This is a genomic window from Streptomyces glomeratus (assembly GCF_021462825.1).
In the GTDB taxonomy this organism is placed as follows: domain Bacteria; phylum Actinomycetota; class Actinomycetes; order Streptomycetales; family Streptomycetaceae; genus Streptomyces; species Streptomyces glomeratus.
Genome location: NZ_JAKEEB010000020.1, coordinates 18,977 through 40,855 on the forward strand (window position 1 = coordinate 18,977; position 21,879 = coordinate 40,855).

22 protein-coding genes are annotated in these 21,879 nt (G+C 72.0%); 11 read left to right on the forward strand and 11 right to left on the reverse strand.

What is annotated here, in order from left to right; genetic code table 11:
* Nucleotides 1-100: 100 nt before the first annotated feature.
* Nucleotides 101-961 (reverse strand): 3-hydroxybutyryl-CoA dehydrogenase, encoded by an 861-nt coding sequence (locus tag LZ604_RS22240; protein WP_234517193.1) that lies wholly within the window; start codon nucleotides 959-961, stop codon nucleotides 101-103.
* A 219-nt stretch (nucleotides 962-1,180) separates the two neighbouring features.
* Between LZ604_RS22240 and LZ604_RS22245 the strand changes: the two genes are divergently transcribed.
* Complete coding sequence (locus LZ604_RS22245; RefSeq protein WP_234517194.1) at nucleotides 1,181-2,401, forward strand: glycoside hydrolase family 10-like protein; 1,221 nt, start codon at nucleotides 1,181-1,183, stop codon at nucleotides 2,399-2,401.
* A 79-nt stretch (nucleotides 2,402-2,480) separates the two neighbouring features.
* Here the strand turns inward: LZ604_RS22245 and LZ604_RS22250 are convergent, their stop codons facing one another.
* The gene (locus LZ604_RS22250; protein ID WP_234517195.1) at nucleotides 2,481-2,687 is read right to left on the reverse strand and encodes a DUF1918 domain-containing protein; all 207 of its coding nucleotides are present in this window, start codon (nucleotides 2,685-2,687) and stop codon (nucleotides 2,481-2,483) included.
* Nucleotides 2,688-2,783: 96 nt separating this feature from the next.
* Nucleotides 2,784-3,734 (reverse strand): DMT family transporter, encoded by a 951-nt coding sequence (locus tag LZ604_RS22255; protein ID WP_234517196.1) that lies wholly within the window; start codon nucleotides 3,732-3,734, stop codon nucleotides 2,784-2,786.
* Here LZ604_RS22255 and LZ604_RS22260 point away from each other — a divergent pair.
* Nucleotides 3,733-5,232 (forward strand): aminotransferase-like domain-containing protein, encoded by a 1,500-nt coding sequence (locus tag LZ604_RS22260; RefSeq protein ID WP_234517197.1) that lies wholly within the window; start codon nucleotides 3,733-3,735, stop codon nucleotides 5,230-5,232. The two genes, LZ604_RS22255 and LZ604_RS22260, sit on opposite strands and share 2 nt — an antisense overlap.
* Before the next feature lie 66 nt (nucleotides 5,233-5,298).
* Entirely contained in the window at nucleotides 5,299-5,883 is a 585-nt protein-coding gene (locus LZ604_RS22265) for a histidine phosphatase family protein (protein WP_234517198.1), read from the forward strand.
* On the opposite strand, the gene LZ604_RS22270 is transcribed toward LZ604_RS22265, so the two are convergent.
* The gene (locus tag LZ604_RS22270; RefSeq protein ID WP_234517199.1) at nucleotides 5,880-6,332 is read right to left on the reverse strand and encodes a DUF6314 family protein; all 453 of its coding nucleotides are present in this window, start codon (nucleotides 6,330-6,332) and stop codon (nucleotides 5,880-5,882) included. The two genes, LZ604_RS22265 and LZ604_RS22270, sit on opposite strands and share 4 nt — an antisense overlap.
* Nucleotides 6,333-6,694: 362 nt before the next feature.
* Between LZ604_RS22270 and argC the strand changes: the two genes are divergently transcribed.
* From argC to LZ604_RS22300, 5 genes are read left to right on the forward strand one after another with little or no spacing between them, the layout of a single operon-like run.
* Entirely contained in the window at nucleotides 6,695-7,723 is a 1,029-nt protein-coding gene (gene argC / locus LZ604_RS22280) for an N-acetyl-gamma-glutamyl-phosphate reductase (RefSeq protein ID WP_234517200.1), read from the forward strand.
* Nucleotides 7,720-8,871, forward strand: a complete 1,152-nt coding sequence (gene argJ / locus LZ604_RS22285; protein ID WP_234517201.1) for a bifunctional glutamate N-acetyltransferase/amino-acid acetyltransferase ArgJ — start codon at nucleotides 7,720-7,722, stop codon at nucleotides 8,869-8,871. The genes argC and argJ overlap by 4 nt, the downstream gene beginning before the upstream one ends.
* Nucleotides 8,868-9,785, forward strand: a complete 918-nt coding sequence (gene argB / locus LZ604_RS22290) for an acetylglutamate kinase (protein WP_234517202.1) — start codon at nucleotides 8,868-8,870, stop codon at nucleotides 9,783-9,785. The genes argJ and argB overlap by 4 nt, the downstream gene beginning before the upstream one ends.
* Complete coding sequence (locus LZ604_RS22295) at nucleotides 9,782-11,026, forward strand: acetylornithine transaminase (protein ID WP_234517203.1); 1,245 nt, start codon at nucleotides 9,782-9,784, stop codon at nucleotides 11,024-11,026. Before argB ends, LZ604_RS22295 begins: the two co-directional genes overlap by 4 nt.
* A 7-nt stretch (nucleotides 11,027-11,033) precedes the next feature.
* Nucleotides 11,034-11,570 (forward strand): arginine repressor, encoded by a 537-nt coding sequence (locus tag LZ604_RS22300; protein ID WP_234517204.1) that lies wholly within the window; start codon nucleotides 11,034-11,036, stop codon nucleotides 11,568-11,570.
* 54 nt (nucleotides 11,571-11,624) lie between these two features.
* Here the strand turns inward: LZ604_RS22300 and LZ604_RS22305 are convergent, their stop codons facing one another.
* The 5 genes from LZ604_RS22305 to LZ604_RS22325 all read right to left on the reverse strand — a co-directional run bounded on the left by LZ604_RS22305 (nucleotide 11,625) and on the right by LZ604_RS22325 (nucleotide 16,577).
* Complete coding sequence (locus LZ604_RS22305; protein WP_267971686.1) at nucleotides 11,625-12,362, reverse strand: FAD:protein FMN transferase; 738 nt, start codon at nucleotides 12,360-12,362, stop codon at nucleotides 11,625-11,627.
* A 63-nt stretch (nucleotides 12,363-12,425) separates the two neighbouring features.
* Nucleotides 12,426-13,226 carry an FMN-binding protein gene (locus LZ604_RS22310; protein WP_234517206.1) on the reverse strand — a complete coding sequence of 267 codons (801 nt, stop codon included), beginning with the start codon at nucleotides 13,224-13,226 and terminating at the stop codon, nucleotides 12,426-12,428.
* A 28-nt stretch (nucleotides 13,227-13,254) separates the two neighbouring features.
* Nucleotides 13,255-14,592 carry a ferredoxin reductase family protein gene (locus tag LZ604_RS22315; protein ID WP_234517285.1) on the reverse strand — a complete coding sequence of 446 codons (1,338 nt, stop codon included), beginning with the start codon at nucleotides 14,590-14,592 and terminating at the stop codon, nucleotides 13,255-13,257.
* Between the two features lie 124 nt (nucleotides 14,593-14,716).
* Nucleotides 14,717-15,223: an FMN-binding protein gene (locus LZ604_RS22320; protein ID WP_234517207.1), complete on the reverse strand. Its 507-nt coding sequence runs from the start codon at nucleotides 15,221-15,223 to the stop codon at nucleotides 14,717-14,719.
* A gap of 7 nt (nucleotides 15,224-15,230) precedes the next feature.
* Nucleotides 15,231-16,577, reverse strand: a complete 1,347-nt coding sequence (locus LZ604_RS22325; RefSeq protein ID WP_234517208.1) for a ferredoxin reductase family protein — start codon at nucleotides 16,575-16,577, stop codon at nucleotides 15,231-15,233.
* Nucleotides 16,578-16,806: 229 nt separating this feature from the next.
* Between LZ604_RS22325 and LZ604_RS22330 the strand changes: the two genes are divergently transcribed.
* Both LZ604_RS22330 and LZ604_RS22335 read left to right on the forward strand, forming a co-directional pair.
* A complete protein-coding gene (locus LZ604_RS22330) occupies nucleotides 16,807-17,547 on the forward strand; it encodes a response regulator transcription factor (RefSeq protein ID WP_308283619.1) in 741 nt (246 codons plus the stop codon).
* A 26-nt stretch (nucleotides 17,548-17,573) separates the two neighbouring features.
* Nucleotides 17,574-19,043, forward strand: coding sequence for a sensor histidine kinase (locus tag LZ604_RS22335; RefSeq protein ID WP_234517209.1), 1,470 nt, complete (start codon nucleotides 17,574-17,576; stop codon nucleotides 19,041-19,043).
* Here LZ604_RS22335 and LZ604_RS22340 read toward each other — a convergent pair.
* Nucleotides 19,030-19,737 (reverse strand): L,D-transpeptidase family protein, encoded by a 708-nt coding sequence (locus tag LZ604_RS22340; RefSeq protein ID WP_234517210.1) that lies wholly within the window; start codon nucleotides 19,735-19,737, stop codon nucleotides 19,030-19,032. The two genes, LZ604_RS22335 and LZ604_RS22340, sit on opposite strands and share 14 nt — an antisense overlap.
* A gap of 3 nt (nucleotides 19,738-19,740) precedes the next feature.
* The gene (locus LZ604_RS22345; protein WP_234517211.1) at nucleotides 19,741-20,328 is read right to left on the reverse strand and encodes a pyridoxamine 5'-phosphate oxidase family protein; all 588 of its coding nucleotides are present in this window, start codon (nucleotides 20,326-20,328) and stop codon (nucleotides 19,741-19,743) included.
* Nucleotides 20,329-20,673: 345 nt separating this feature from the next.
* On the opposite strand from LZ604_RS22345, the gene LZ604_RS22350 reads away from it, so the two are divergent.
* Entirely contained in the window at nucleotides 20,674-21,867 is a 1,194-nt protein-coding gene (locus tag LZ604_RS22350; RefSeq protein WP_234517212.1) for an argininosuccinate synthase, read from the forward strand.
* Nucleotides 21,868-21,879 lie beyond the last annotated feature (12 nt).

Consider the following 21,879-nt stretch of genomic DNA (forward strand, 5'->3'; position numbering starts at 1 on the left):
TGTCCTTGTCACACACGGTGTGTGAATGGCACGGGCCCGGCACCGGAAACGGCGCCGGGCCCGTGCCGACCCGGAACTCACGGTCCGTGAGGAGCGGGGATCAGCTGTAGGTGTAGAAGCCGGAACCCGTCTTGCGGCCGAGCCGGCCCGCCTCCACCATGCGCTGGAGCAGCGGGGGAGCGGCGTACAGGGGCTCCTTGTACTCCTCGTACATCGAGTGGGCGATGGAGGCGATGGTGTCCAGGCCGATCAGGTCGGCGAGCTTCAGCGGACCCATCGGGTGCGCGCAGCCCAGCTCCATGCCGTTGTCGATGTCCTCGCGGCCCGCGATGCCCGACTCGAACATGCGGATGGCCGAGAGCAGGTAGGGCACGAGCAGCGCGTTCACCACGAAGCCGGAGCGGTCCTGGGCACGGATCGCGTGCTTGCCGAGGAGCTTCTCGGCGAACAGCTGGGCCCGGCCCAGCGTGCCCTCGGAGGTGGTCAGCGCAGGGATCAGCTCGACGAGCTGCTGCACCGGCGCCGGATTGAAGAAGTGGATGCCGAGCACATGGTCCGGCCGCGAGGTGGCGACCGCGAGCTTCACCAGCGGGATGGAGGAGGTGTTGGAGGCGAGGATGGCGTCCGGGCGGGTCACGACCTGGTCGAGCACCTGGAAGATCTCCGTCTTCACCTGCTCGTTCTCGACGACGGCCTCGATCACCAGGTCGCGGTCCGCGAACTCCCCGAGGTCGGTGGTGAAGGTGAGGCGCGCCAGCGTCGCGTCCCGCTCCTCCTCGGAGATCTTGCCGCGCTCCGCCGCCTTGGCCAGGGAGCCGAACAGACGGGTCCGGCCGAACTCCAGGGCCTCGCCGGTGGTCTCGGCGACCTTCACCTCGAGCCCGGCGCGGGCGCACACCTCGGCGATGCCCGCTCCCATCTGGCCGCAGCCCACCACTCCGACGCGTTCGATGTCGGTCACATCGTCCCCTTCGCTGATCATCGAGCCTGGGGAGGGTCCGCGCACCACACCGGCTCGCGCGATCACAGGACACCCTCCGGCAGATCCCCGTGGTTCGGTACCTGCTCTCGACCCTGCACGTTACTCCCGGCGTGCCGGTGATCGATCATCCGGGTCGGCCCCACCCCCAGGGGATACGATCCGTGACCGTATGAATCCGGAACGTATGGGGACGAGTGCATGCGACGACTGTCACGCCGGGTGTTCACGGCAGCCGCCCTGTCGACCCTGGTGCCGGCGGCCGATGCCGCCGCCCGGCCGCGTCGCGCGGGGCCCGGGGAGATGCGGGGGATGTGGCTGGCGACCGTGTTCCGCCGCGACTGGCCCTCTCGGGCCGGACTGCCGGCCGCCGCACAGCGCGCCGAGCTGTGCGCCCACCTCGACGCCGCGGTGCGGCGCCGGCTGAACACCGTCTTCTTCCAGGTACGGCCGATGGCCGACGCGTTCTGGCCCTCGCCTTACGAGCCGTGGTCCCAGTTCCTTACCGGCACCCAGGGAGAGGACCCGGGCTGGGACCCGCTCGGCACGGCGGTGGAGGAGGCACATGCCCGGGGGCTCGAGCTGCATGCCTGGTTCAACCCGTACCGGGTGGCCTCCCACACCGACCTGACACGGCTCGCCGCCGGGCATCCCGCCCGCCGGAACCCGGACTGGGTGGTGCCCTACGGCGGCAGGCTCTTCTACAACCCGGGACTGCCGCAGGTCCGGGCGTTCGTCGAGGAGGCGATCCTGGACGCCGTACGCCGCTATCCGGTCGACGGCGTCCACTTCGACGACTATTTCTATCCGTACCCCGTCGAGGGCGGCGTCTTCGACGACGACCGGGCGTACGCGGCCTACGGCGGCGGGTTCACCAGCCGGGCGGCCTGGCGGCGGCACAACATCGACCTCCTCGTCCAGGAGACCGCGGCGCGCGTGCGCACGCTCCGGCCGGCCGCGCGCTTCGGTGTCAGCCCCTTCGGTGTGTGGCGCAACGCCGAGACCGACCCCCGCGGTTCGGACACCTGGGCCGGGGTGCAGACGTACGACGACCTGTACGCGGACACCAGGAAATGGGTGAGGTCCGGCTGGCTGGACTACATCTGCCCGCAGATCTACTGGAACATCGGCTTCCGCGCCGCCGACTACGCCACGCTCCTGCCCTGGTGGGCAGGGGTCGCCCAGGGCACGCCCACACGGCTGTACGTGGGCGAGGCGCTCTACAGGGCCGGTGACCCGGCGCAGCCCGCCGCCTGGCGGGATCCCGCGGAACTCTCGCGCCATCTCACGCTCGCCAAGCGATACCCGCAGGCGCGGGGACATGTCTTCTTCGCCGCCAAGGAGGTGGGGGCGGACCCGGCCGGGGCGATGGCCCGGGTCGTCGCCGACCACTACGGGCAGCCGGCGCAGCCTCCGCGCTGACCCGGAGCCCGGACCGCGGTGCGCGGTCCGAGGCAGAGGCCCGGGCCCCGCTCCGGCCCGGGCCTCTGCCCGATTCGCCCTACTGCCCGACCTGCTGACCCATTTCCTTGTGACGGATCTCGGTGTCGGGCCCCGGGGAGCACACACCTTCGTGCCCGTCCTGGAAGCGGACGCGATACGGCGGGTTGCCGTCCGTGCCCATGACTTCGACGATCTCGCCGACCTTGTCGTGCTGCCCGACGATCCTGCCGTGCTGCACCAGCTTGTCGCCCACAGTTGCGCGCATCTGGGGGGCCTCCTCGTCGCACGCGGAAGTATCGGTCCGTGGCCGCGATCCACGGCCGGTGGCGCCGGCCGACCCGCTCCGCGCGCCCCGCCCCGGTCAGCCCCGCGCCCGCTGGGTGACCACGATGCACACCAGCACCGCGGCAGCCGTCAGCGGTGCGGCCGGGGTGAGCTGCTCGCCGAGGAGCAGTACCGACCACACCAGTGTGAGCAGCGGCTGTGCCAGCTGCAACTGGCTGGCACGGGGGATTCCCACGGTTGCCATGCCCCGGTACCAGACGACCAGTCCGAGGAACTGGGAGCCGGCCGCCACCCACAGCAGTCCCGTCACCGCGTGCGCCGTGAGGTGGACCGGCTCGCAGGAGAGGGCGATGAGCGAAGCCGGCACGCTCAGCGGCAGGCACAGCACCAGGGCCCAGCCGATGACCTGCCAGCCGGGCATCAACCGGGCCAGCCGGCCGCCCTCGGTGTAGCCCGCGGCGCAGACCAGCAGCGCACCGAAGAGATAGGCGTCCGCGCCGGTCAGCGCGCCGCCGCTCTGCTGCACGGTGAACGCGAGGACGGCCGCCGCGCCGGCCAGGGCGGCCAGCCAGAAGGTACGGGAGGGGCGGGTGCCGACGCGCAGGGCGGAGAAGACGGCCGTGGTGAGGGGAAGCAGTCCGACGACCACCGCCGCGTGCGCGGTGGTCGAGGTCCGCAGGGCGAGGGTGGTCAGCAGCGGGAATCCGAGCACGACTCCGGCCGCGACCACGGCGAGACCCGCCCGGTGCGGCCGCGCGGGCGGCGGGACCCGCAGCGCGAGCAGACAGCCTCCGGCGATGACCGCGGCCAGCGCACTGCGCACCGCCACGAGCGACCAGGGCCCGAAACCCTCCAGCCCCCAGGCGGTGGCGGGAAACGTGAGGGAGAAGGCGACGACCCCGAGTGCGGCCTGCATCGTGCCCGCGTACCGCAGGGCCGGGGCCGGGGCCGGGGCCGGGGCCGTGCCGCCGTCCGTCTGTGCCGCCGCTATCGCCGGAGTACCGGTAGCGCTATCGTGTGCTCTCATGCAAGAGCGTAGCAGTGTCGCTGAGCTGGCGGGCAGACTGCGGTCGGAGGTGAAGCGCTACTCCCCTGGGGAGAAGCTGCCGTCGAGTCGGGTGCTCGTCGAGCGGTTCCGGGTCAGCCCGGTGACCGTGTCGCGCGCACTCGCACAGCTGGCCGCCGAGGGGCTCGTGGTGACGCGGCCCGGAGCCGGGGCCTTCCGGGCCGAGCCGCGTGCGGCCGCCCCGACGGTGGGGGACACCGCCTGGCAGGAGGTCGCCCTCAGCGCGGAGGCCGCCGCCGAACTCGTGCCCAGGAGCGTCGATGCCTCCGGCGTGCTGGACTCGCTGGCCGCCCCGCCGGCCGGTGTCGTCGAGTTCAACGGCGGCTATCTGCACCCGGCCCTGCAACCGGAGCGTGCGATGGGCGCGGCCCTGTCCCGGGCCGGGCGTCGCCCCGGCGTGTGGGCCAGGCCGCCCGTGGAGGGCGTCGCCGAGCTGCGCGAGTGGTTCGCCCGTGGCATCGGCGGCGCGATCACCGCAGCCGACGTGCTGATCACGGCGGGCGGCCAGTCCGCACTGACCACCGCACTGAGGGCACTGGCACCGCCCGGCGCGCCGGTGCTGGTCGAGTCGCCCACCTACCCCGGCATGCTGGCCATCGCCCGCGCGGCGGGCCTGCGGCCCGTGCCCGTACCGGTGGACGCGGACGGGATGAAACCGGCCCTGCTCGCGGACGCCTTCCGGGTGAGCGGGGCCCGTGTCGTGGTCTGCCAGCCGCTGTTCCAGAACCCGACCGGCGCCGTCCTCGCGCCCGAGCGCCGGCGCGAGGTGCTGCACATCGCGCGGGAGGCCGGCGCGTTCGTGGTCGAGGACGACTTCGTACGGAGGCTGGCGCACGAGGACGCCGGTCCGCTGCCGGCCCCCCTGGTCGCCGAGGACCCCGACGGTGTCGTCGTGCACGTCTCCTCGCTCACCAAGGCAACCTCGCCCAGCTTCCGGGTGAGCGCGCTGGCCGCACGCGGCCCGGTCCTGGAGCGGCTGCGAGCGATCCAGGTCGTCGACACGTTCTTCGTGCCCCGCCCTATGCAGGAGGCCGCGCTCGAACTCGTCGGCTCGCCCGCCTGGCCCCGCCATCTGCGGGCCGTCGCCGCCGAGTTGAAGCGCCGCCGGGACACCATGACCACCGCCCTCCGCCTGCACCTGCCCGAACTCGCCCTGCCGCACATCCCCTGCGGCGGATACCACCTCTGGACGCGCCTGCCCGACGGCACCGACGAGCCGTCCCTCGTCGCGGGCGCCCTGCGCGCGGGCGTCGCGGTCACCCCCGGACGCCCCTATTTCAGCGCCGAACCCCCAGCCGCCCACCTGCGGCTGAGCTTCGCGGCCGTCGCCGGGGCAGGGGAGATCATGGAGGGCGTACGGCGGCTGCGTACCGCATGCGACGAGGTGTTCGGGCCTCTCGGGAACGAAGCCCGTGCGCCGGGCAGCGCGCTGCCTCACGCACCGGGCGTTGCTCGCTGAATACCCTTGGTAACTCCTGAGTAACGCCCTCTTGACCTGCGTACTTGTGGGTCTCACGATCGGCCTGTGCATGTTCGGGTCACGTTCGTCGCCGCCGCGCGCAGCTCCTCGCTGCTCGCGGAGCGCTTCCAGGACGACCGCCCGCTGGACCAGGCGGGCTGGGACGAGGTGCAGCGGGCCGCCGGGCATCTGGTGCCGCTGGCGGCCGCCGAGCTGCGCTACTGCTCGCCGACGCCGCGGAGCCGGGCGACCGGGGACGCGCTCGGCTACGCCCCGCTGGTGCAGCTCGCGCTGAGGGACTGCGACATGGGCCGCTGGCGCGGGTTCACCCTGGGCGAGGCGATGGCCCGGGAGCCGTCGGCGGTGGACGCCTGGCTCGCCGACCCTCGCTCCACGCCGCACGGCGGCGAGTCGCTGGCCTCGTTCATCTCCCGGGTGGGCGGCTGGCTGGAGACCCGTCCGGTGGAAGACGGCAGCCGCGTCGTGGCCGTGGCGGAGCCGTCGGTGGTGCGGGCCGCCCTGGTGTACGCGCTGAGGGCTCAGCCGTCGTCGTACTGGAACATCGACGTCCGCCCCCTGTCGACGGTCACGCTCGCCGGACGTGACGGGCGCTGGAACCTCCGCCTGGAGCAGGGCGCCTCTCGGGGCTAGCCGGCGCGCGTGTAGCCGGTCGTCAGGACCAGGTCCTTGGCGGGCCCGCCGACACGCCACACCGTGCGCCAGTGGTCCGCGTCCTGGACCGTGAACTCGCCCCGGTACAGGTCCGCCGCGCACGGATGGTCGGCGACATGGCGGCCGGTGGTGAGATCGAGGTCGTGGAACGGGCGGCCGTCGGCGAACCGCACCCGCGCCGTGCCGGCGGAGTCCCCGGGCAGGAACCACAGCGTCCGTTCGGCGGGGCGCGGCGTGCCCCGCCAGAGGAACGTGCCCGACTCGTGGTGCAGAAGCCCGTCGCCGCCGTCCTCCAGCGGTGAGAACACCGTCGTCCCGCTGAAGCGCCCTTCCTCACCGCTCGCGAGGTCGCGGACGGCACGCTCCACGTTCCACCGCCCGGCGAGATGGGCGAGCACGTCCTGCACGGGCCAGAACCTGGATTCCATGCGTGCGAGCCTAGGCGATCGGACAGAGGCGGGGATCCCGTCGGGGGCCGCCGCCCGTCGGGCGGCAGCCCCCGCTCGGCCAAGCGCCGCCGAGGACCGGAGACGACGGCGGGCGTGTACGTTGTGGTCGGCGTCCTCCATGCGGGGAACAAGTCCGCCCCGCCGCTCGCCTCCGCCGCTGCGATACCCGCAATCTTCGTCGTCTCCCGCGCGATCATGCTCCCCGAGGACGGGAGGGCCCCCTCACGTGCTCCTCTGCGGTGACGCGCTCCGCCCGTCACCATCGAGAGAGAGGCTCGGCCTCCAGGATTGCATAAACGTGCAGCGATACGTATAGTCATGCCATCCAGGAGGAGGTTCCAGTGAGGGTACGTGCGGCGGTCGCCGGAGCGAGCGGATACGCGGGCGGGGAGCTGCTGCGTCTGCTCCTGGCCCACCCCGAGGTCGAGATCGGCGCCCTGACCGGGAACTCCAGCGCCGGTCAGCGGCTGAGCGCGCTGCAGCCGCATCTGCTGCCCCTGGCCGACCGCGTACTCCAGGAGACCGGCCCCGAGCAGCTCGCCGGGCACGACGTGGTCTTCCTCGCCCTGCCCCACGGGCAGTCCGCGGCGGTCGCCGACCGGCTCGGCACGGATGTCCTCGTGATCGACATGGGGGCGGACTTCCGGCTGGAGGACTCGGCCGCGTGGGAGAGGTTCTACGGCTCACCGCACGCCGGCACCTGGCCCTACGGCCTTCCCGAACTGCCGGGTGGCCGCGCTGCTCTGGAGGGGTCCAAGCGCATCGCGGTGCCCGGCTGCTATCCCACGGCCGTCTCGCTCGCGCTCTTCCCCGCATACGCCGGGGGCCTGGCCCAGAACGAGGCCGTGGTCGTCGCCGCCTCGGGCACCTCCGGCGCCGGCAAGGCCCCCAAGCCGCACCTGCTCGGCAGCGAGGTCATGGGGTCGATGTCCCCGTACGGCGTCGGCGGCGTGCACCGGCACACCCCCGAGATGATCCAGAACCTGAGTGCGGCCGCCGGGGAGACCGTCTCCGTCTCCTTCACCCCCACCCTCGCGCCCATGTCCCGCGGCATCCTGGCCACGTGCAGTGCGAAGGCGAAGCCCGGCGTCAGCGCCGAGTCCGTCCGCACCGCTTACCACAAGGCCTTCGCCGACGAGCCCTTCGTCCATCTGCTCCCCGAGGGACAGTGGCCCTCCACCGCGTCCGTCTACGGTTCCAACGCCGTTCAGGTGCAGGTCGCGTACGACGCCGACGCGCACCGCATCATCGCGATCAGCGCCATCGACAATCTGACCAAGGGCACCGCGGGCGGTGCCGTCCAGAGCATGAACATCGCCCTCGGGCTCGACGAAACCACCGGGCTTTCCACGATCGGAGTCGCACCGTGAGTGTCACGGCAGCAAAGGGGTTCACGGCGGCCGGAATCGCCGCCGGAATCAAGGAGAACGGCAACCCGGACCTGGCCCTCGTCGTCAACAACGGGCCCCGCCGCGCCGCCGCGGGCGTCTTCACCTCCAACCGTGTGAAGGCCGCGCCGGTGCTGTGGTCCGAGCAGGTCCTCAAGGCCGGCCAGGTCTCCGCGGTCGTCCTCAACTCGGGTGGTGCCAACGCCTGCACCGGTCCCAGGGGCTTCCAGGACACCCATGCGACGGCGGAGAAGGCCGCCGACGTCCTGGGCCGGGGCGCCATCGAGGTCGCCGTCTGCTCCACGGGCCTCATCGGCGTCCTGCTCCCGATGGACAAGCTGCTCCCGGGCATCGACGCGGCCGCCGCCCAGCTGTCCGAGCACGGTGGCGAGAAGGCCGCCATCGCCATCAAGACCACCGACACGGTCCACAAGACCTCCGTCGTGACCAGGGACGGCTGGACCGTGGGCGGTATGGCCAAGGGCGCCGGCATGCTCGCGCCCGGCCTCGCCACCATGCTCGTCGTCCTCACCACCGACGCCGACACCGACAACGAGACCCTGGACCGGGCCCTGCGGGCCGCCACCAAGGTCACCTTCGACCGGGTCGACTCCGACGGCTGCATGTCCACCAACGACACGGTCCTGCTCCTCGCCTCCGGAGCGTCCGGCATCACCCCGGGCGACGAGGAGTTCGCCGAGGCCGTCCGGGAGGTCTGCGCCGACCTGGGCCGCCAGCTCATCGGCGACGCCGAGGGCGCCAGCAAGGACATCAAGGTCGAGGTCGTGGGCGCCGCGACCGAGGAGGACGCGGTGGAGGTGGGCCGTTCCATCGCCCGCAACAACCTCCTCAAGTGCGCGATCCACGGCGAGGACCCCAACTGGGGCCGTGTCCTGTCGGCGATCGGCACCACCCGGGCCGCCTTCGAGCCCGACCAGCTCAACGTCGCCATCAACGGCGTCTGGGTCTGCAAGAACGGTTCCGTGGGCGAGGACCGCGAGCTGGTCGACATGCGCTACCGCGAGGTGCACATCGTCGCCGACCTCGCCGCCGGTACGGAGACCGCCACCATCTGGACCAACGACCTCACCGCCGACTACGTCCACGAGAACAGCGCCTACTCCTCATGAGCAACGGAACGACGCGTAAGCACACCGCCCTGCCCAAGGCCAAGATCCTCATCGAGGCGCTGCCCTGGCTGACCCGCCACCACGGCAAGATCGTCGTGATCAAGTTCGGCGGGAACGCCATGGTCGACGAGGAGCTCAAGGCCGCCTTCGCCCAGGACGTCGTCTTCCTGCGGCACGCCGGTCTCAGGCCCGTCGTCGTGCACGGCGGCGGACCCCAGATCAGCGCGGCCCTCGACCGGCACGGCATCCCCACCGAGTTCAAGGCGGGCCTGCGGGTCACCACCGAGGACGCCATGGACGTCGTGCGCATGGTGCTGGCCGGTCAGGTGCAGCGCGAGCTGGTCGGGCTGCTCAACCAGCACGGTCCGTTCGCCGTCGGTATCACCGGCGAGGACGCGCACACCATCACCGCCACCAGACACCGGCCCCGGATCGACGGCCGACGGGTCGACATCGGGCGGGTGGGCGAGATCACCGAGATCGACACGGGAGCGATCGAGGCGCTGCTCGCCGACGGCCGCATCCCGGTCGTCTCCTCGATCGCACGCAGTCAGGACGACGGACATGTCTACAACGTCAATGCTGATACGGCGGCTGCGGCACTCGCTGCGGCACTGGGCGCCGAAACCCTCATGGTCCTCACGGACGTCGAAGGGCTCTACGAGGACTGGCCGAACTCCGACGAGGTGATCAGCCGTCTCTCCGCTTCCCAGCTGGAGAAGCTGCTGCCGGAGCTGTCCTCCGGCATGGCCCCGAAGATGGAGGGCTGCCTGTTCGCCGTGCGCAACGGCGTCACCACCGCCCGCGTCATCGACGGCCGGGTGCAGCACTCGATCCTGCTGGAGATCTTCACCGACGAGGGCATCGGCACGATGGTCGTGCCCGACGAATTCGCACAGGGGGCGTCCGCATGACCGGTACGACGGAAATCACCGCAGACTCCGCAGGTGCCGGGAACTCCGCCAACGGGGAGCTGACCGAGCGGTGGCGGGGCGCGCTCATGAACAACTACGGCACCCCCAGGCTGCCCCTCGTGCGCGGCGCGGGCACCAGGCTGTGGGACGCCGACGGCAAGCAGTACCTCGACTTCGTCGGCGGCATCGCGGTCAACGCGCTCGGTCACGCCCACCCCGCGGTCGTCGAGGCGGTCGGCAGGCAGATCGCCTCCCTCGGCCATGTCTCCAACCTGTTCATCGCCGAACCGCCCGTCGCTCTCGCCGAACGGCTGCTCCAGCTCTTCGGCCGGGACGGCAAGGTGTTCTTCTGCAACTCCGGCGCCGAGGCCAACGAGGCCGCCTTCAAGATCGGCCGGCTGACCGGGCGCACCCACATGGTCGCCACCGACGGCGGCTTCCACGGCCGCACCATGGGCGCCCTCGCGCTCACCGGCCAGCCCGGCAAGCAGGAACCGTTCCTGCCGCTGCCCGGCGAGGTCACGCACGTCCCCTACGGCGACGCGCAGGCGCTGGCCGCCGCGGTCACCGAGGAGACCGCCCTCGTGATCATCGAGCCCGTCCAGGGCGAGAACGGGGTGGTCGTCCCGCCGGCCGGCTACCTCAAGGCGGCCCGGGCGATCACCGCCGCCACCGGGGCGCTGCTCGTGCTCGACGAGGTGCAGACCGGTATCGGCCGCACCGGACACTGGTTCGAGTACCAGGCCCACGAGGGCGTCCTGCCGGACGTGGTCACGCTCGCCAAGGGCCTCGGCGGCGGGCTGCCGCTCGGCGCCACCGTCGCATTCGGCCGCGCCGCCGAGCTGCTCCAGCCGGGCCAGCACGGCACGACCTTCGGCGGCAACCCCGTCGCCTGCGCCGCCGGGCTCGCCGTCCTGGACACCATCGCGGCCGAGGGGCTGCTGGACAACGTCAAGCGGCAGAGCGAGCGACTGCGGGAGGGAATCGAGTCGCTGGGGCACCCGTTGATCGACCACGTCCGGGGTGCCGGCCTGCTCCTGGGTATCGTGCTCAGCGAGCCGCTCGCGCAGCAGGCGCAGCACGCGGCTCAGGACGCCGGTTTCCTGGTGAACGCGCCCGCCCCGAACGTCGTACGGCTGATGCCGCCGCTGAACCTCGGCGACGACGACGCGGCGGCCTTCCTCCGGGTGCTTCCCGGTGTCCTCGACGCAGTGAACGGGGACGGACGATCCGGAGAATGAGACGACGATGACCCAGGCGCAGGACCACGAGCACACGGGACCCGCCGTGCCGCAGACCCGCACCGCGCGCCACCGCCGGATCGTGGACATCCTCAACCGGCAACCGGTGCGCTCCCAGAGCCAGTTGGCGAAACTCCTGGCCGACGACGGGCTGCACGTCACCCAGGCGACACTCTCCCGGGACCTGGACGAGCTGAACGCCGTGAAGATCCGCAACACCGACGGCGACCTCATCTACGCGGTTCCGAGCGAGGGCGGCTTCCGCACTCCGCGCGCACCGCTCGGCGGGTCGGCCAAGGAGGAGCGGATGCGGCGCCTGTCCCAGGAGCTGCTGATCTCCGCGGAGGCGTCCGCGAATCTCGTGGTCCTGCGCACCCCGCCGGGCGCGGCGCAGTTCCTGGCCTCGGCCATCGACCAGGCGGAACTGCACGACATCCTCGGCACGATCGCGGGTGACGACACCGTGCTGCTGATCAGCCGGGATCCGACCGGGGGCCAGGCGCTGGCGGACCACTTGCTGCGGCTGGCCCAGACCGGGCACTGAGCCGGTACATACGGGCAGGGCGCACCGGCTCCGGTGCGCCCTGCCCGTCCGCGGTCATCCCAGGCGTGCCGCCAGCCCGCCCGTGCAGCGCACCTCGTCGCCCGCCGTGATCAGCAGCGCCTCCACGTCCGGCAGCGACTCCAGCCAGGCCAGCCCTTCCCGCGAGCCCATGGCGAACGCGGCCGTCGCCCAGCAGTCCGCCCAGGTAAGCCGGGGGGCCACCACCGTCACGGCGACCAGGTCGGTCACCGCCGAGCGGCCGGTGCGCGGGTCCACGATATGCGCGCCGCGCTCCGCGGTCCCCGACGTGGCGACGGCCAGCTCCTCGGTGCCGGCCGCGGAGACCACCGCCGCGAGCCCGCCGGGACGCAGCGGATCCGACACCCCGACCCGCCACGGGCGGTGTGACCCGGGCATCCCGTAGAGCTGGACGTCCCCGCCGCCGTTGACGCTCACTCCGCTCGCCCCGGCCGCCGACAGCCGCCGGGCCGCCCGTTCGACCGCCCAGCCCTTGACGATCCCGGTCGGGTCGACCCGTCCCTCGTAGCGTGTGCTGAACCAGCCGTCGCTGAGCCGCTCCGCCTCGGCACCCAGCGCAAGCACCTCGGCGACCTCCGGGTCGCACTCCTCGAGGGTCACCTCGCCTCGGGCGAGCCGCGATATCTGGCTGCCCTCCCGGTAGGTGCTGAACACCTCGTCCACGCGGTGGAGTCCGGCGATCGCCTCCTCCAGCGCCGTGCGCACGGCCTGGGATTCGCCGCCGCGCACATCGAAGGAGACGACGGTGCCCATCACCTCCTCCGCGTGGCGCAGCGCGGGCGGGGCCCCGGCGGGATCGGTCACCTGTCCGGCCACTCAGCCACCGGCCTTGTCCAGGGCCGATTGCAGGGACTGTTTGTACCCGGCGCTGGTATACGTCGCGCCGGAGACCGCATCGATGTTCGCACTCTGCGCGCTCACCGCCTCCTGGTTCAGCCGCGGGACGGACATGGCGGTCTTCTGGTCGCTGAGACCGCCCTTGGGTGCCTGGACGGCCTCGGCCTTGGTGATCTTTCCGCCGCTCAGCGTCAGACGCACCTGCACGCTGCCGTACTGGGTCTGGGCCACGTTACCGGTGACCGTACGCGCCTGGGCCGACGACCCCGACGACGACCCGGAACCGCCCCCGGAGCCGGAACCGCCCGCGGCACCCGAGGCGGCCTTCGACTTGTCGATCGCGGACTGGAGCGACTGCTTGTAGCCGCCGCTCGTGTAGGTGGCGCCCGAGACGGCGTCGATCTGCGCGCTCTGCGCGGCGACGGCCTCCTGGTTGAGCTTGGGCACGGACATGGCGGTCTTCTGGTCGCTGAGACCGCCCTTGGGTGCCTGGACGGCCTCGGCCTTGGTGATCTTCCCGTCGCTCAGCGTCAGACGCACCTGCACACTGCCGTACTGCGTCTTGGCCACGTCGCCGGTGACCGTCTGTGCGCCTGTCTGCTGCCCGCTGCCGCCCTGGGGCGACTCCTGGGACGCGGCGGTCTGCTGCGGTGCGGCTCCGCCCGCCGCCTGGGCCGAGGCCGGATCCGACGCCGGCTTCAGCGACAGCAGCAGGACGATGCCTGACACGGTGGCGGCGCCGGCGAGCACGGCACGCCGAATGGGGTGGCTCTTCCTCATCGTTCCCAAAGCTCCTGAGTCCCGTCGCTCACATCTCGAACGACTCGTGATGGATGCGGCGGGCGGGAACGCCCGCGCCGCGCAGTGCCTCGTACACCTGCTGCGCGAAGCCGGGCGGTCCGCACATGAAGACGTCGTGGTGGTCGATGTCCGGCAGCTTCCGGCGCAGGGTGTCGGCCGAGATGTCCGGGCGCTCCCCGTCCGGGCTGTTGACCGCGTACATCAGCCGGGCGCCGCGCTCCTCGGCGATCTGGGCCAGCTCGTCCCACAGAGCCAGGTCCTGGGTGGTGTTGGCCCGGTAGAGGAGGGTCAGGTCGCCGGGCGCGCCGGGCAGTGTCTCGAACAGCGCCCGCATCGGCGTGATGCCGACGCCACCGGCCACCAGCAGCACCTTGCCGCGGCTGCGGCGGTCCGCCGTCAGCGCGCCGTAGGGGCCCTCCGCCCACACCCGGGTGCCGGGCTTCAGGTCCCGCAGCGCGGAGCTGTGGTCGCCGATCGCCTTCACCGTGATGCGGAGCATCTGCGGGCGGGGCGCCGCCGACAGCGAGTACGGGTGCGAGCTGAACCGCATGCCGGGCGCGAGGAAGCGCCAGCGGAAGAACTGCCCGGCCTCCGCGCCCATCCGGTGCAGCCTCCGCCCGGTCATCAGCACCGAGACCACGCCGGGCGTCTCCTCGATGACCGCCTCCACCCGCAGCCGGTGCCGCAGGTTCAGCCGGATGGGCGTCAGGATCCGGAACCAGATCACCAGCGCGGTCACCGAGCCGTAGAGGGCGTACCAGGCGGTCTTGGCCTCGGGCTGGACGGCGAACTCGTTGCCGGTCGACAGCTGGTGCCAGAACGACAGATACGTGGCCGCGTAGGTCAGCAGATGGACGTGGTACCACAGGTCGTACGAGATCCCGCGGCGGACCGGGCCGATCGAGATCAGGCCGATGAGCACCAGCAGGCCCGTGCCGATGGCGGCCTTGCCCACGTCCGGCAGCTGGTTGACCGAGTCGATGGTCTGCTGCACGATCCCGCCCAGCCCCTTGCCGTTCTGCAGGGCGTATCCCCACATCGTCAGGAAGAGGTGGGCGAGGACCAGGCAGATGGTGTACCGGCCGGTCATGGCGTGCCAGCGCGCGACCCGGTCGGAGCCGACCCGCCGCTCCAGAGCGGGCACCCGCGCCATCTGGAGCACGACGAGGGCCATCAGATAGCCGGCGAGCAGGCCGGTGATCCGCCCCGCGTTGAGGATTCTGCTGTTGTTGTCGGCGATGGACGGCGTGTTCATCCACCACAGCCAGATGACGCCCGCCGCGCCCGCCCAGACGGCGGCCAGCAACGGTACGGCAGGGGAGCGGCGTGGGCGGATGGCGCGCATCGTCTGGCGCCGCGCGGCGCGGCCACCGGCGATCGTGGACACGGTCTCCTCCGTGGTCCTGCGTGGGACGGGTGAGGCCATCGGCCCCCTTGGCCCAGAGGTACGTGCGGGACCTGCCCCGCGTTCAAAGGCCCGCGGAGTCCAGGGCCGACTGGAGTGACTGGCGGTAACCCTCGCTGGTGTAACTGGCCCCGGAGACCGTGTCGATGCTCGCGCTCTGCGCGGCGAGGACCTCCCTCCTCAGCTGCGGGAGCGCATAGCCGTTGATCTCCTGGTCCCTGGGGTTGTCCTGGGGATAGTCCACCGCCGTGACGTCGGTGATCCTGCCCTTCGTCATCGTGACGCGGACCTGGACGGGACCCCACCGGGTCGGCACGGAGGTCCCGGTGACGGTCTTGCTGCCGGCGGACCCGCCGGATCCGCCCGAACCGGTCGGGCCGCTCGATCCGTCGGAACCCTTCGAGCCGCCCGGGACGCTCGACGCGCTCGAACCCGACGGCGCGTGCGCTCCCAGCGCGACCGACGGTGACGTGTGCGGTTTCAGCGACAGCAGTATCACCGTGCCGGACACCGTGGCGGCGCTCGCCAGCACGATCCGCCGCAGCGGGCTCTTCCTCTTCAACGGGTGCATGACGTCCTCACAGCTCGAACGACTCGTGGTGGATACGGCGGTCCGGGATCCCGGCCGCCCGCAGCGCCTCGTACATGTCCTCGGCGAATCCGGGCGGACCGCACAGAAAGACGTCGTGGTCGGCGAGTTCGGGCACCGCACCGTGCAGCGCACCCGGTGTCAGGCGAGGGCGCGAGCCGTCCGCACCGTTGAGGGCGTACAGCACCCGGGCGCCGCGCCACCGGGCTATGGCCTCCAACTCGCCGCCCAGCGCCAGGTCGTCGGCCGAGCGTGCCCGGTACAGCAGCGTCACCTCGCCCGGCAGCGTCTCGAACAGGGCCCGCAGCGGGGTGATCCCGACACCGGCCGCGATCAGCAGCGACTTGCCGGTGGTCCGCCGGTCGGCGGTCAGCGATCCGTACGGCCCCTCCGCCCACACCCGGGTGCCCGGCCGCAACAGGGCGACCGATGTGCTGTGGTCGCCGAGCGCCTTGACGGTGATGCGCAGCCGGGTGGGGCGAGGCGGCGCCGACAGGGAGTACGGTGTCGACGTCCAGCGCAAGCCGTCCGCGAGGAACCGCCAGCGGAAGAACTGCCCCGGCTCCGCGCCCAGTTCGTCCAGCCGCCGGCCCTGCACGACCACGGACCACACCCCCCGCGCCTCCTGGTGCACCGCCTCCACCCGGAGCCGGTGCCGCAGGTTCAGCCGCACGGGGGCGAGGATCCGGAACCACATCACCAGGGCCGCGACACCCACGTACAGCGCGTACCAGAAACCCTGCGCGAGGGGGTTCCCGGCGAACTCCGCGCCCAGAGCCAGCTGATGACCGAACGCGAGGAAGACCGCGGCGTAGGTGAGCAGGTGGACGTAGTACCAGAACTCGTGGCGGGTCCGCCGGCGGACGGCGCGCATCGACGTGACCCCGACGGCGAACAGGATGACCGTCCCAAGAGTCGCCTTGATCATCTCCGGGTAGTCGAGGACCACCGTGAGCGTCTCGTGCACGAGCGAGACACGGTCCTGGGCGGCGTACCCGGCGATGATCAGGGCGATGTGCGCGACCAGCAGGCAGACCGTGTACCGTCCGGCCATCGCGTGCCATCGGGACACCCGGTCCGAGCCGATCCGCCGCTCCAGCAGCGGCACCCGGGCCATCAGCCCGACCAGCACCGCACAGGCGTACCCGCACAGCAGCCCGGCGATCCGGCCCGCCCCGGTGAGCCGGCCGGCCGTGCCCACCACCGATCCGGTGTTCTGCCACCACAGGGCGAGGACGGCGGCCGCCCCGGCCCACAGGACGGCCGGCAGCAGGGGGGCCGGGGAGCGCCGGACGATCGGCACCGGTGGCGCCTGCTGCTCGTACACCGTGGTCATGGGCGGTTCCTTTCGGGCGTCGAGGACGCAACTGTGCAGGCGGAACCTCTGAGGCCGCTCTGAGGAACATGAGTCCGTCCTGAGCGGAGCAGCCGGCGAGGGGTGGCCGCGCACGTCACCCGGCGCGAGGTGCCGGGCACGCGGGGTGGAGGGCGCCGGACACTCACAGCGAACTCAGAGGCTCCGGCGGCACCGGCCGCCCGGGACGGGAGGGATCCTGGTGAGTGCGATGAACACACCCAGAACCGGCCGCCCCGCCCTGTCCCGTCCCGACGGCACGCCCGTGCGTGTCCTCGTCGTCGACGACGACCCGGACCTCGCCGAGGTGCTGTCCGGGGCCCTGCGCTACGAGGGCTGGAACGTCCGCACGGCCGGCGACGGGGCCACCGCCCTCGCCGAGGCCCGCGACCTCATGCCCGACGCCGTCGTCCTGGACGTGATGCTGCCGGACACCGACGGTTTCGCGGTGCTGCGCTCCCTGCACGGTGTGAAGCCGGATGTGTGTGTGCTGTTCCTCACCGCGCGGGACGCCGTCGAGGACCGTATCGCCGGCATCACCGCGGGCGGCGACGATTACGTGACCAAACCGTTCAGCCTGGAGGAGGTCGTCGCCCGGCTGCGCGGGCTGCTGCGCCGCGCCGGAATGGCCCGGCAGCTGGAGGAGGGCCCCCGGCTGACCGTCGGGGACCTGGTCATGGACGAGGAGGCGCGTGAGGTGACCCGGGCCGGTGAGCTGATCGACCTGTCGCCCACCGAGTTCGAACTGCTGCGCTTCTTGATGCGCAATCCCCGGCGCGTGCTCAGCAAGGCACAGATCCTCGACCGGGTGTGGTCGTACGACTTCGGTGGCCGGGCCCATGTCGTCGAGCTCTACATCTCGTACCTGCGCAAGAAGGTGGACGCCGGCCGCGACCCCATGATCTACACCGTGCGCGGGGCCGGATACGTGATGAAGCCGGTGACCCGGTGAGGGCCGGACCGGCGGGGGTACGGCGGGTGCGGCGCCTGCCCCGGCCGCGCACCCTGCGGGCCCGGCTCACCGCCGGGCTCGTCGTGCTGCTCGCGCTCAGCTGCGCCGCCGTCGGGGTGGCCGCCGTGGTGGAACTCGACGGCTTTCTCACCGGGCGGCTGGACCAGCAGCTGCGCGAGACCGGCCCGCGGTTCCCGGCGAGCCTCGAGCACGGCGTCAGACCCTCGGACCACGACGGTGACGAACACGGTGACACGCGCAAGCAGCCCGCCGGCACGTTCGGCGCCCGGCTGGTCGGCGACACGGTCACCCAGGCGGCGGTGGTGCGCCCCGGCGACCAGAGCACCGATCTGACCGCTCCGCTGAGCGCCCGGGACGTGCGCACACTCACGGCGGTCCGCACGGACGGCAGGGGCCACAGCGTCCATCTGTCGGCTCTGGGCGGTTACCGGGTGATGGCTACGACCGGCCGGGACGGCGACGTCCTGCTCACCGGGCTTCCGCTGGAACCGGTTCAGGCCACGGTGCACCGGCTGGAACTCGTCGCCGCCGTCGTCTTCGGCGCGGCCCTCGCGGTCACCGGGGTGGCCGGCGCCCTCTGGGTGCGCTGGTCCCTGCGGCCGCTCAGCCGGGTCGCCGACACCGCGGCCCGGGTCAGCGAGCTGCCGCTCGCCGATGGCGAGGTCGCGCTGCCGCCGAGGGCACCCGAGAGTGATCCGCGCAGCGAGGTGGGCCGGGTCGCCACCGCCTTCAACCGCATGCTCGGCCATGTCGAGGACGCGCTGACCAAGCGCCACGCCGTCGAGGAACGGCTGCGCGGCTTCGCCGCCGACGCCAGCCACGAGCTGCGCACGCCGGTCGCCTCGGTCCGCGGCCATGCCGAGCTGGCGCTGCTGAACCCGGGTCCGGTCCCGCCCGAGGTGCACCGTGCCCTGGAGCGGATCGCCGCGGAGTCGGCGCGCATGGGCGAGATGGTCGACGATCTGCTGCTGCTGGCCCGGCTGGACGCGGGCCGTCCGCTGGAGCGCCGTCCCGTCGACCTCACCCGCCTGGTACTCGACGCGGTCACGGACGCGCGGGCCGCGGGTCCCGGCCACCGCTGGACGATGGAGCTGCCCGAGGAACCGGTGACGGTGGTCGGCGACACGCATCGGCTGCAGCAGGTGCTGGCCAATCTGCTGGCCAACGCGCGTCTGCACACACCTGCGGGCACCGCGGTGGTGGCCACGCTGGAGACCGAGGGCACGACGGCCGTCCTCGGGGTCCACGACGACGGTCCCGGAGTGCCCGACGACATCCGCTCCGGCGTCTTCGAACGCTTCACCCGGGCCGACCACCGGCGCCGCCCGGACCACCACGGCGGCGGCGCGGGGCTGGGCCTGGCGATCGTGGCGGCGGTGACGGAGGCGCACGGAGGAACGGTGGGGCTGGACACCCGCCCCGGTGCGACGACGTTCACCGTACGGCTGCCGGTCGGCGCGCTCAGTAGCGCGTGAGCGCGGTGGCCCCGCCGCTCGTTCCGATCGCCATGTGCGGCGCCCGCGCGGGATCCGCCCACACCAGGATCCTCCGCATGGCGTCCTGCGGCACCGACACACAGCCCGACGTCGCCGTCTTGCCGTTGACGTGCAGGAAGATACCGGCGCCGCGTTCCCGCACCGGGGCGTGGTAGTTGAAGCCGATGACCAAGGCGTGGGAGTACTGGGGGTCGTACGCGATCAGGTGCTCCGCCTCCGCGGCCCGGCAGTCGGCCGGGAGGGGTTCCGTCCAGCGGTTGTAGGAGCGCGCGTTGTTGTCCTGGCACCACCAGGAGTCCTGGTGCACCCGGCGGTACGGCTCCCTGGTCCCCGCGGGAGCGGCCGCGATGCCGAACGCGTACGGCAGGTCGTACAGGCCCGTCGGGGTCGTGCCGCTGCCTTGCCTGCGCGAGGTGCCCTCCACGAGGCCTCGCGCGCCGAAGCGCGCCACCGCCGAACCGGACTTCATCCACTGCCCGCCACGGAGGTCCCACCAGGTGACCGTGCCCGAGGTCGCGGCGGTCGTCGACGCCTCCGCGGTGATCAGCTGGGTGCCGCCGCCGGTGTCCGCCATCCGCCCGGGCAGCGGGACCTCCCCGGCGGGGTACGGCGCGGCGCCGGGCAGCAGGAGGAGGGAGGCGGAGGCGAGGGCGGCGACGGCACCGGAGCGCATGGCTCAGAACGTAGACGGCGGCAGCGGCAGCGGAAGTCCCGGCAGGCCGTCGAGGCTGGTTTCGACGTGCTCTTTCCTCCGGAAGTACGCATCGAGTGAGGCGTCGTCCTCGCGCGCGAAGCGCTGGGCGTGCAGTTCGCGGTCCTCCTGGTACGCCATGAAGGGGACCGCGTAGCCACAGGTGTCCCGGATGTGTTCCGCCGTCACGACGATGATCGCGCGCAGGCCGTGCGGGGCCGGGTCGATGCCCGGGAAGTGCGCGAGGAGATCTCCGAAGCGCGGGTCGTCGCGGAAGACCGGCTCCCCGCGGCCGTGCACCCGCACGATGTTCGGCGGGCCCTGGAAGGCGCACCACATCAGGGTGATCCGGCCGTTCTCCCGCAGGTGAGCGATGGTCTCGGCGTTGGACCCGGCGAAGTCGAGGTAGGCCACGGTGTGCTCGTCGACGACGGCGAACGAACCCTTCAGGCCCTTGGGGGAGAGGTTGACCGTGCCGTCGGCGCCGAGAGGGGCGGTGGCGGTGAAGAACAGGGGCTGTGCCTCGATGAACGTCCGCAGTCTGCCGTCTATGCGCTCATAGGTCTTTCCCATGCCGCCGATTATCGGGGAAGGTCTTTCGGCCGTCTAAGGAATTGCGGCCTCGGTGAGTCCCGGAGGAGGGTCCGCGGCCGCCCCGGCCGGCGCGCGGGGCGGCCACGGTGCCTGTCACGTCACTCGGTGAGCGTGCAGGCGGCCGGGGAGGTCGGGCCCTGCGGCGTGAGGGATGGCCGACGCGGCGTCTGTGTCCGGCGGGAGATACGGGTGAGCGGCTTTCGGCGTTCAGGGAGTTTTCAAGCCTCCTTTCGAAATCTCGCCACGACGATGAGGAGATTGACGAACCATGCAGGACCCTGCATACTCATGCATATCAGCGAATGCACTGTGAGGGAGAAACCCGTGACCGAGCGCGTCGTACTCGCCTACTCCGGCGGTCTGGACACCTCCGTCGCCATCGGCTGGATCGCAGAGGAGACCGGCGCCGAGGTCATCGCCGTCGCCGTGGACGTCGGCCAGGGCGGCGAGGATCTGGACGTCATCCGGAAGCGCGCGCTCGCGTGCGGTGCCGTCGAGGCCGAGGTCGCCGACGCCAAGGACGAGTTCGCCGACGAGTACTGCCTCCCGGCGATCAAGGCCAACGCCCTCTACATGGACCGCTACCCGCTGGTCTCCGCCCTGTCCCGGCCGACGATCGTCAAGCACCTGGTCGCCGCCGCCAAGAAGCACGGCGCCACCACGGTCGCCCACGGCTGCACCGGCAAGGGCAACGACCAGGTCCGCTTCGAGGCCGGCATCGTCGCCCTCGCCCCCGGCCTCAAGTGCATCGCCCCCGTCCGCGACTACGCGATGACCCGCGACAAGGCCATCGCCTTCTGCGAGGCCAAGGGCCTGCCCATCGCGACCACCAAGAAGTCCCCGTACTCCATCGACCAGAACGTCTTCGGCCGGGCCATCGAGACCGGCTTCCTCGAGGACATCTGGAACGCCCCGATCGAGGACATCTACGAGTACACGTCCAACCCGGCCGAGCTCCGCGACGCCGACGAGGTGATCATCACCTTCAAGGAGGGCGCCCCGGTCGCCATCGACGGCAAGCCCGTCACGGTCCTGCAGGCCATCCAGCAGCTCAACGAGCGGGCCGGCGCCCAGGGCATCGGCCGGATCGACATGGTCGAGGACCGGCTCGTCGGCATCAAGTCCCGCGAGGTGTACGAGGCTCCGGGCGCGATCGCCCTGATCACCGCCCACCAGGAGCTGGAGAACGTCACCGTCGAGCGCGAACTCGCCCGCTACAAGCGGCAGGTCGAGCAGCGCTGGGGCGAGCTGGTCTACGACGGCCAGTGGTTCTCCCCGCTCAAGCGCGCCCTGGACGGCTTCATCGACGAGGCCAACCGGCACGTCTCCGGCGACATCCGCATGACCCTGCACGGCGGCCGCGCGGTCGTCACCGGCCGGCGCTCCCAGGAGTCGCTGTACGACTTCGACCTCGCGACCTACGACACCGGCGACACGTTCGACCAGTCCGCGGCCAAGGGCTTCATCGACATCTACAGCCTGTCGTCGAAGATCGCCGCCAAGCGGGACCTCGCGTAGGGCGCCGGGCCT

Bases quoted from the DNA above. Each gene is read 5' to 3' on its own strand.
- LZ604_RS22245 (WP_234517194.1), top strand. From the start codon at position 1,181: ATGCGACGACTGTCACGCCGGGTGTTCACGGCAGCCGCCCTGTCGACC.
- LZ604_RS22250 (WP_234517195.1), bottom strand. From the start codon at position 2,687: ATGCGCGCAACTGTGGGCGACAAGCTGGTGCAGCACGGCAGGATCGTC.
- LZ604_RS22260 (WP_234517197.1), top strand. From the start codon at position 3,733: ATGCAAGAGCGTAGCAGTGTCGCTGAGCTGGCGGGCAGACTGCGGTCG.
- LZ604_RS22255 (WP_234517196.1), bottom strand. From the start codon at position 3,734: ATGAGAGCACACGATAGCGCTACCGGTACTCCGGCGATAGCGGCGGCA.
- LZ604_RS22270 (WP_234517199.1), bottom strand. From the start codon at position 6,332: ATGGAATCCAGGTTCTGGCCCGTGCAGGACGTGCTCGCCCATCTCGCC.
- argB (WP_234517202.1), top strand. From the start codon at position 8,868: ATGAGCAACGGAACGACGCGTAAGCACACCGCCCTGCCCAAGGCCAAG.
- LZ604_RS22295 (WP_234517203.1), top strand. From the start codon at position 9,782: ATGACCGGTACGACGGAAATCACCGCAGACTCCGCAGGTGCCGGGAAC.
- LZ604_RS22300 (WP_234517204.1), top strand. From the start codon at position 11,034: ATGACCCAGGCGCAGGACCACGAGCACACGGGACCCGCCGTGCCGCAG.
- LZ604_RS22305 (WP_267971686.1), bottom strand. From the start codon at position 12,362: ATGGGCACCGTCGTCTCCTTCGATGTGCGCGGCGGCGAATCCCAGGCC.
- LZ604_RS22310 (WP_234517206.1), bottom strand. From the start codon at position 13,226: ATGAGGAAGAGCCACCCCATTCGGCGTGCCGTGCTCGCCGGCGCCGCC.
- LZ604_RS22315 (WP_234517285.1), bottom strand. From the start codon at position 14,592: ATGCGCGCCATCCGCCCACGCCGCTCCCCTGCCGTACCGTTGCTGGCC.
- LZ604_RS22320 (WP_234517207.1), bottom strand. From the start codon at position 15,223: ATGCACCCGTTGAAGAGGAAGAGCCCGCTGCGGCGGATCGTGCTGGCG.
- LZ604_RS22325 (WP_234517208.1), bottom strand. From the start codon at position 16,577: ATGACCACGGTGTACGAGCAGCAGGCGCCACCGGTGCCGATCGTCCGG.
- LZ604_RS22330 (WP_308283619.1), top strand. From the start codon at position 16,807: ATGAACACACCCAGAACCGGCCGCCCCGCCCTGTCCCGTCCCGACGGC.
- LZ604_RS22340 (WP_234517210.1), bottom strand. From the start codon at position 19,737: ATGCGCTCCGGTGCCGTCGCCGCCCTCGCCTCCGCCTCCCTCCTCCTG.
- LZ604_RS22345 (WP_234517211.1), bottom strand. From the start codon at position 20,328: ATGGGAAAGACCTATGAGCGCATAGACGGCAGACTGCGGACGTTCATC.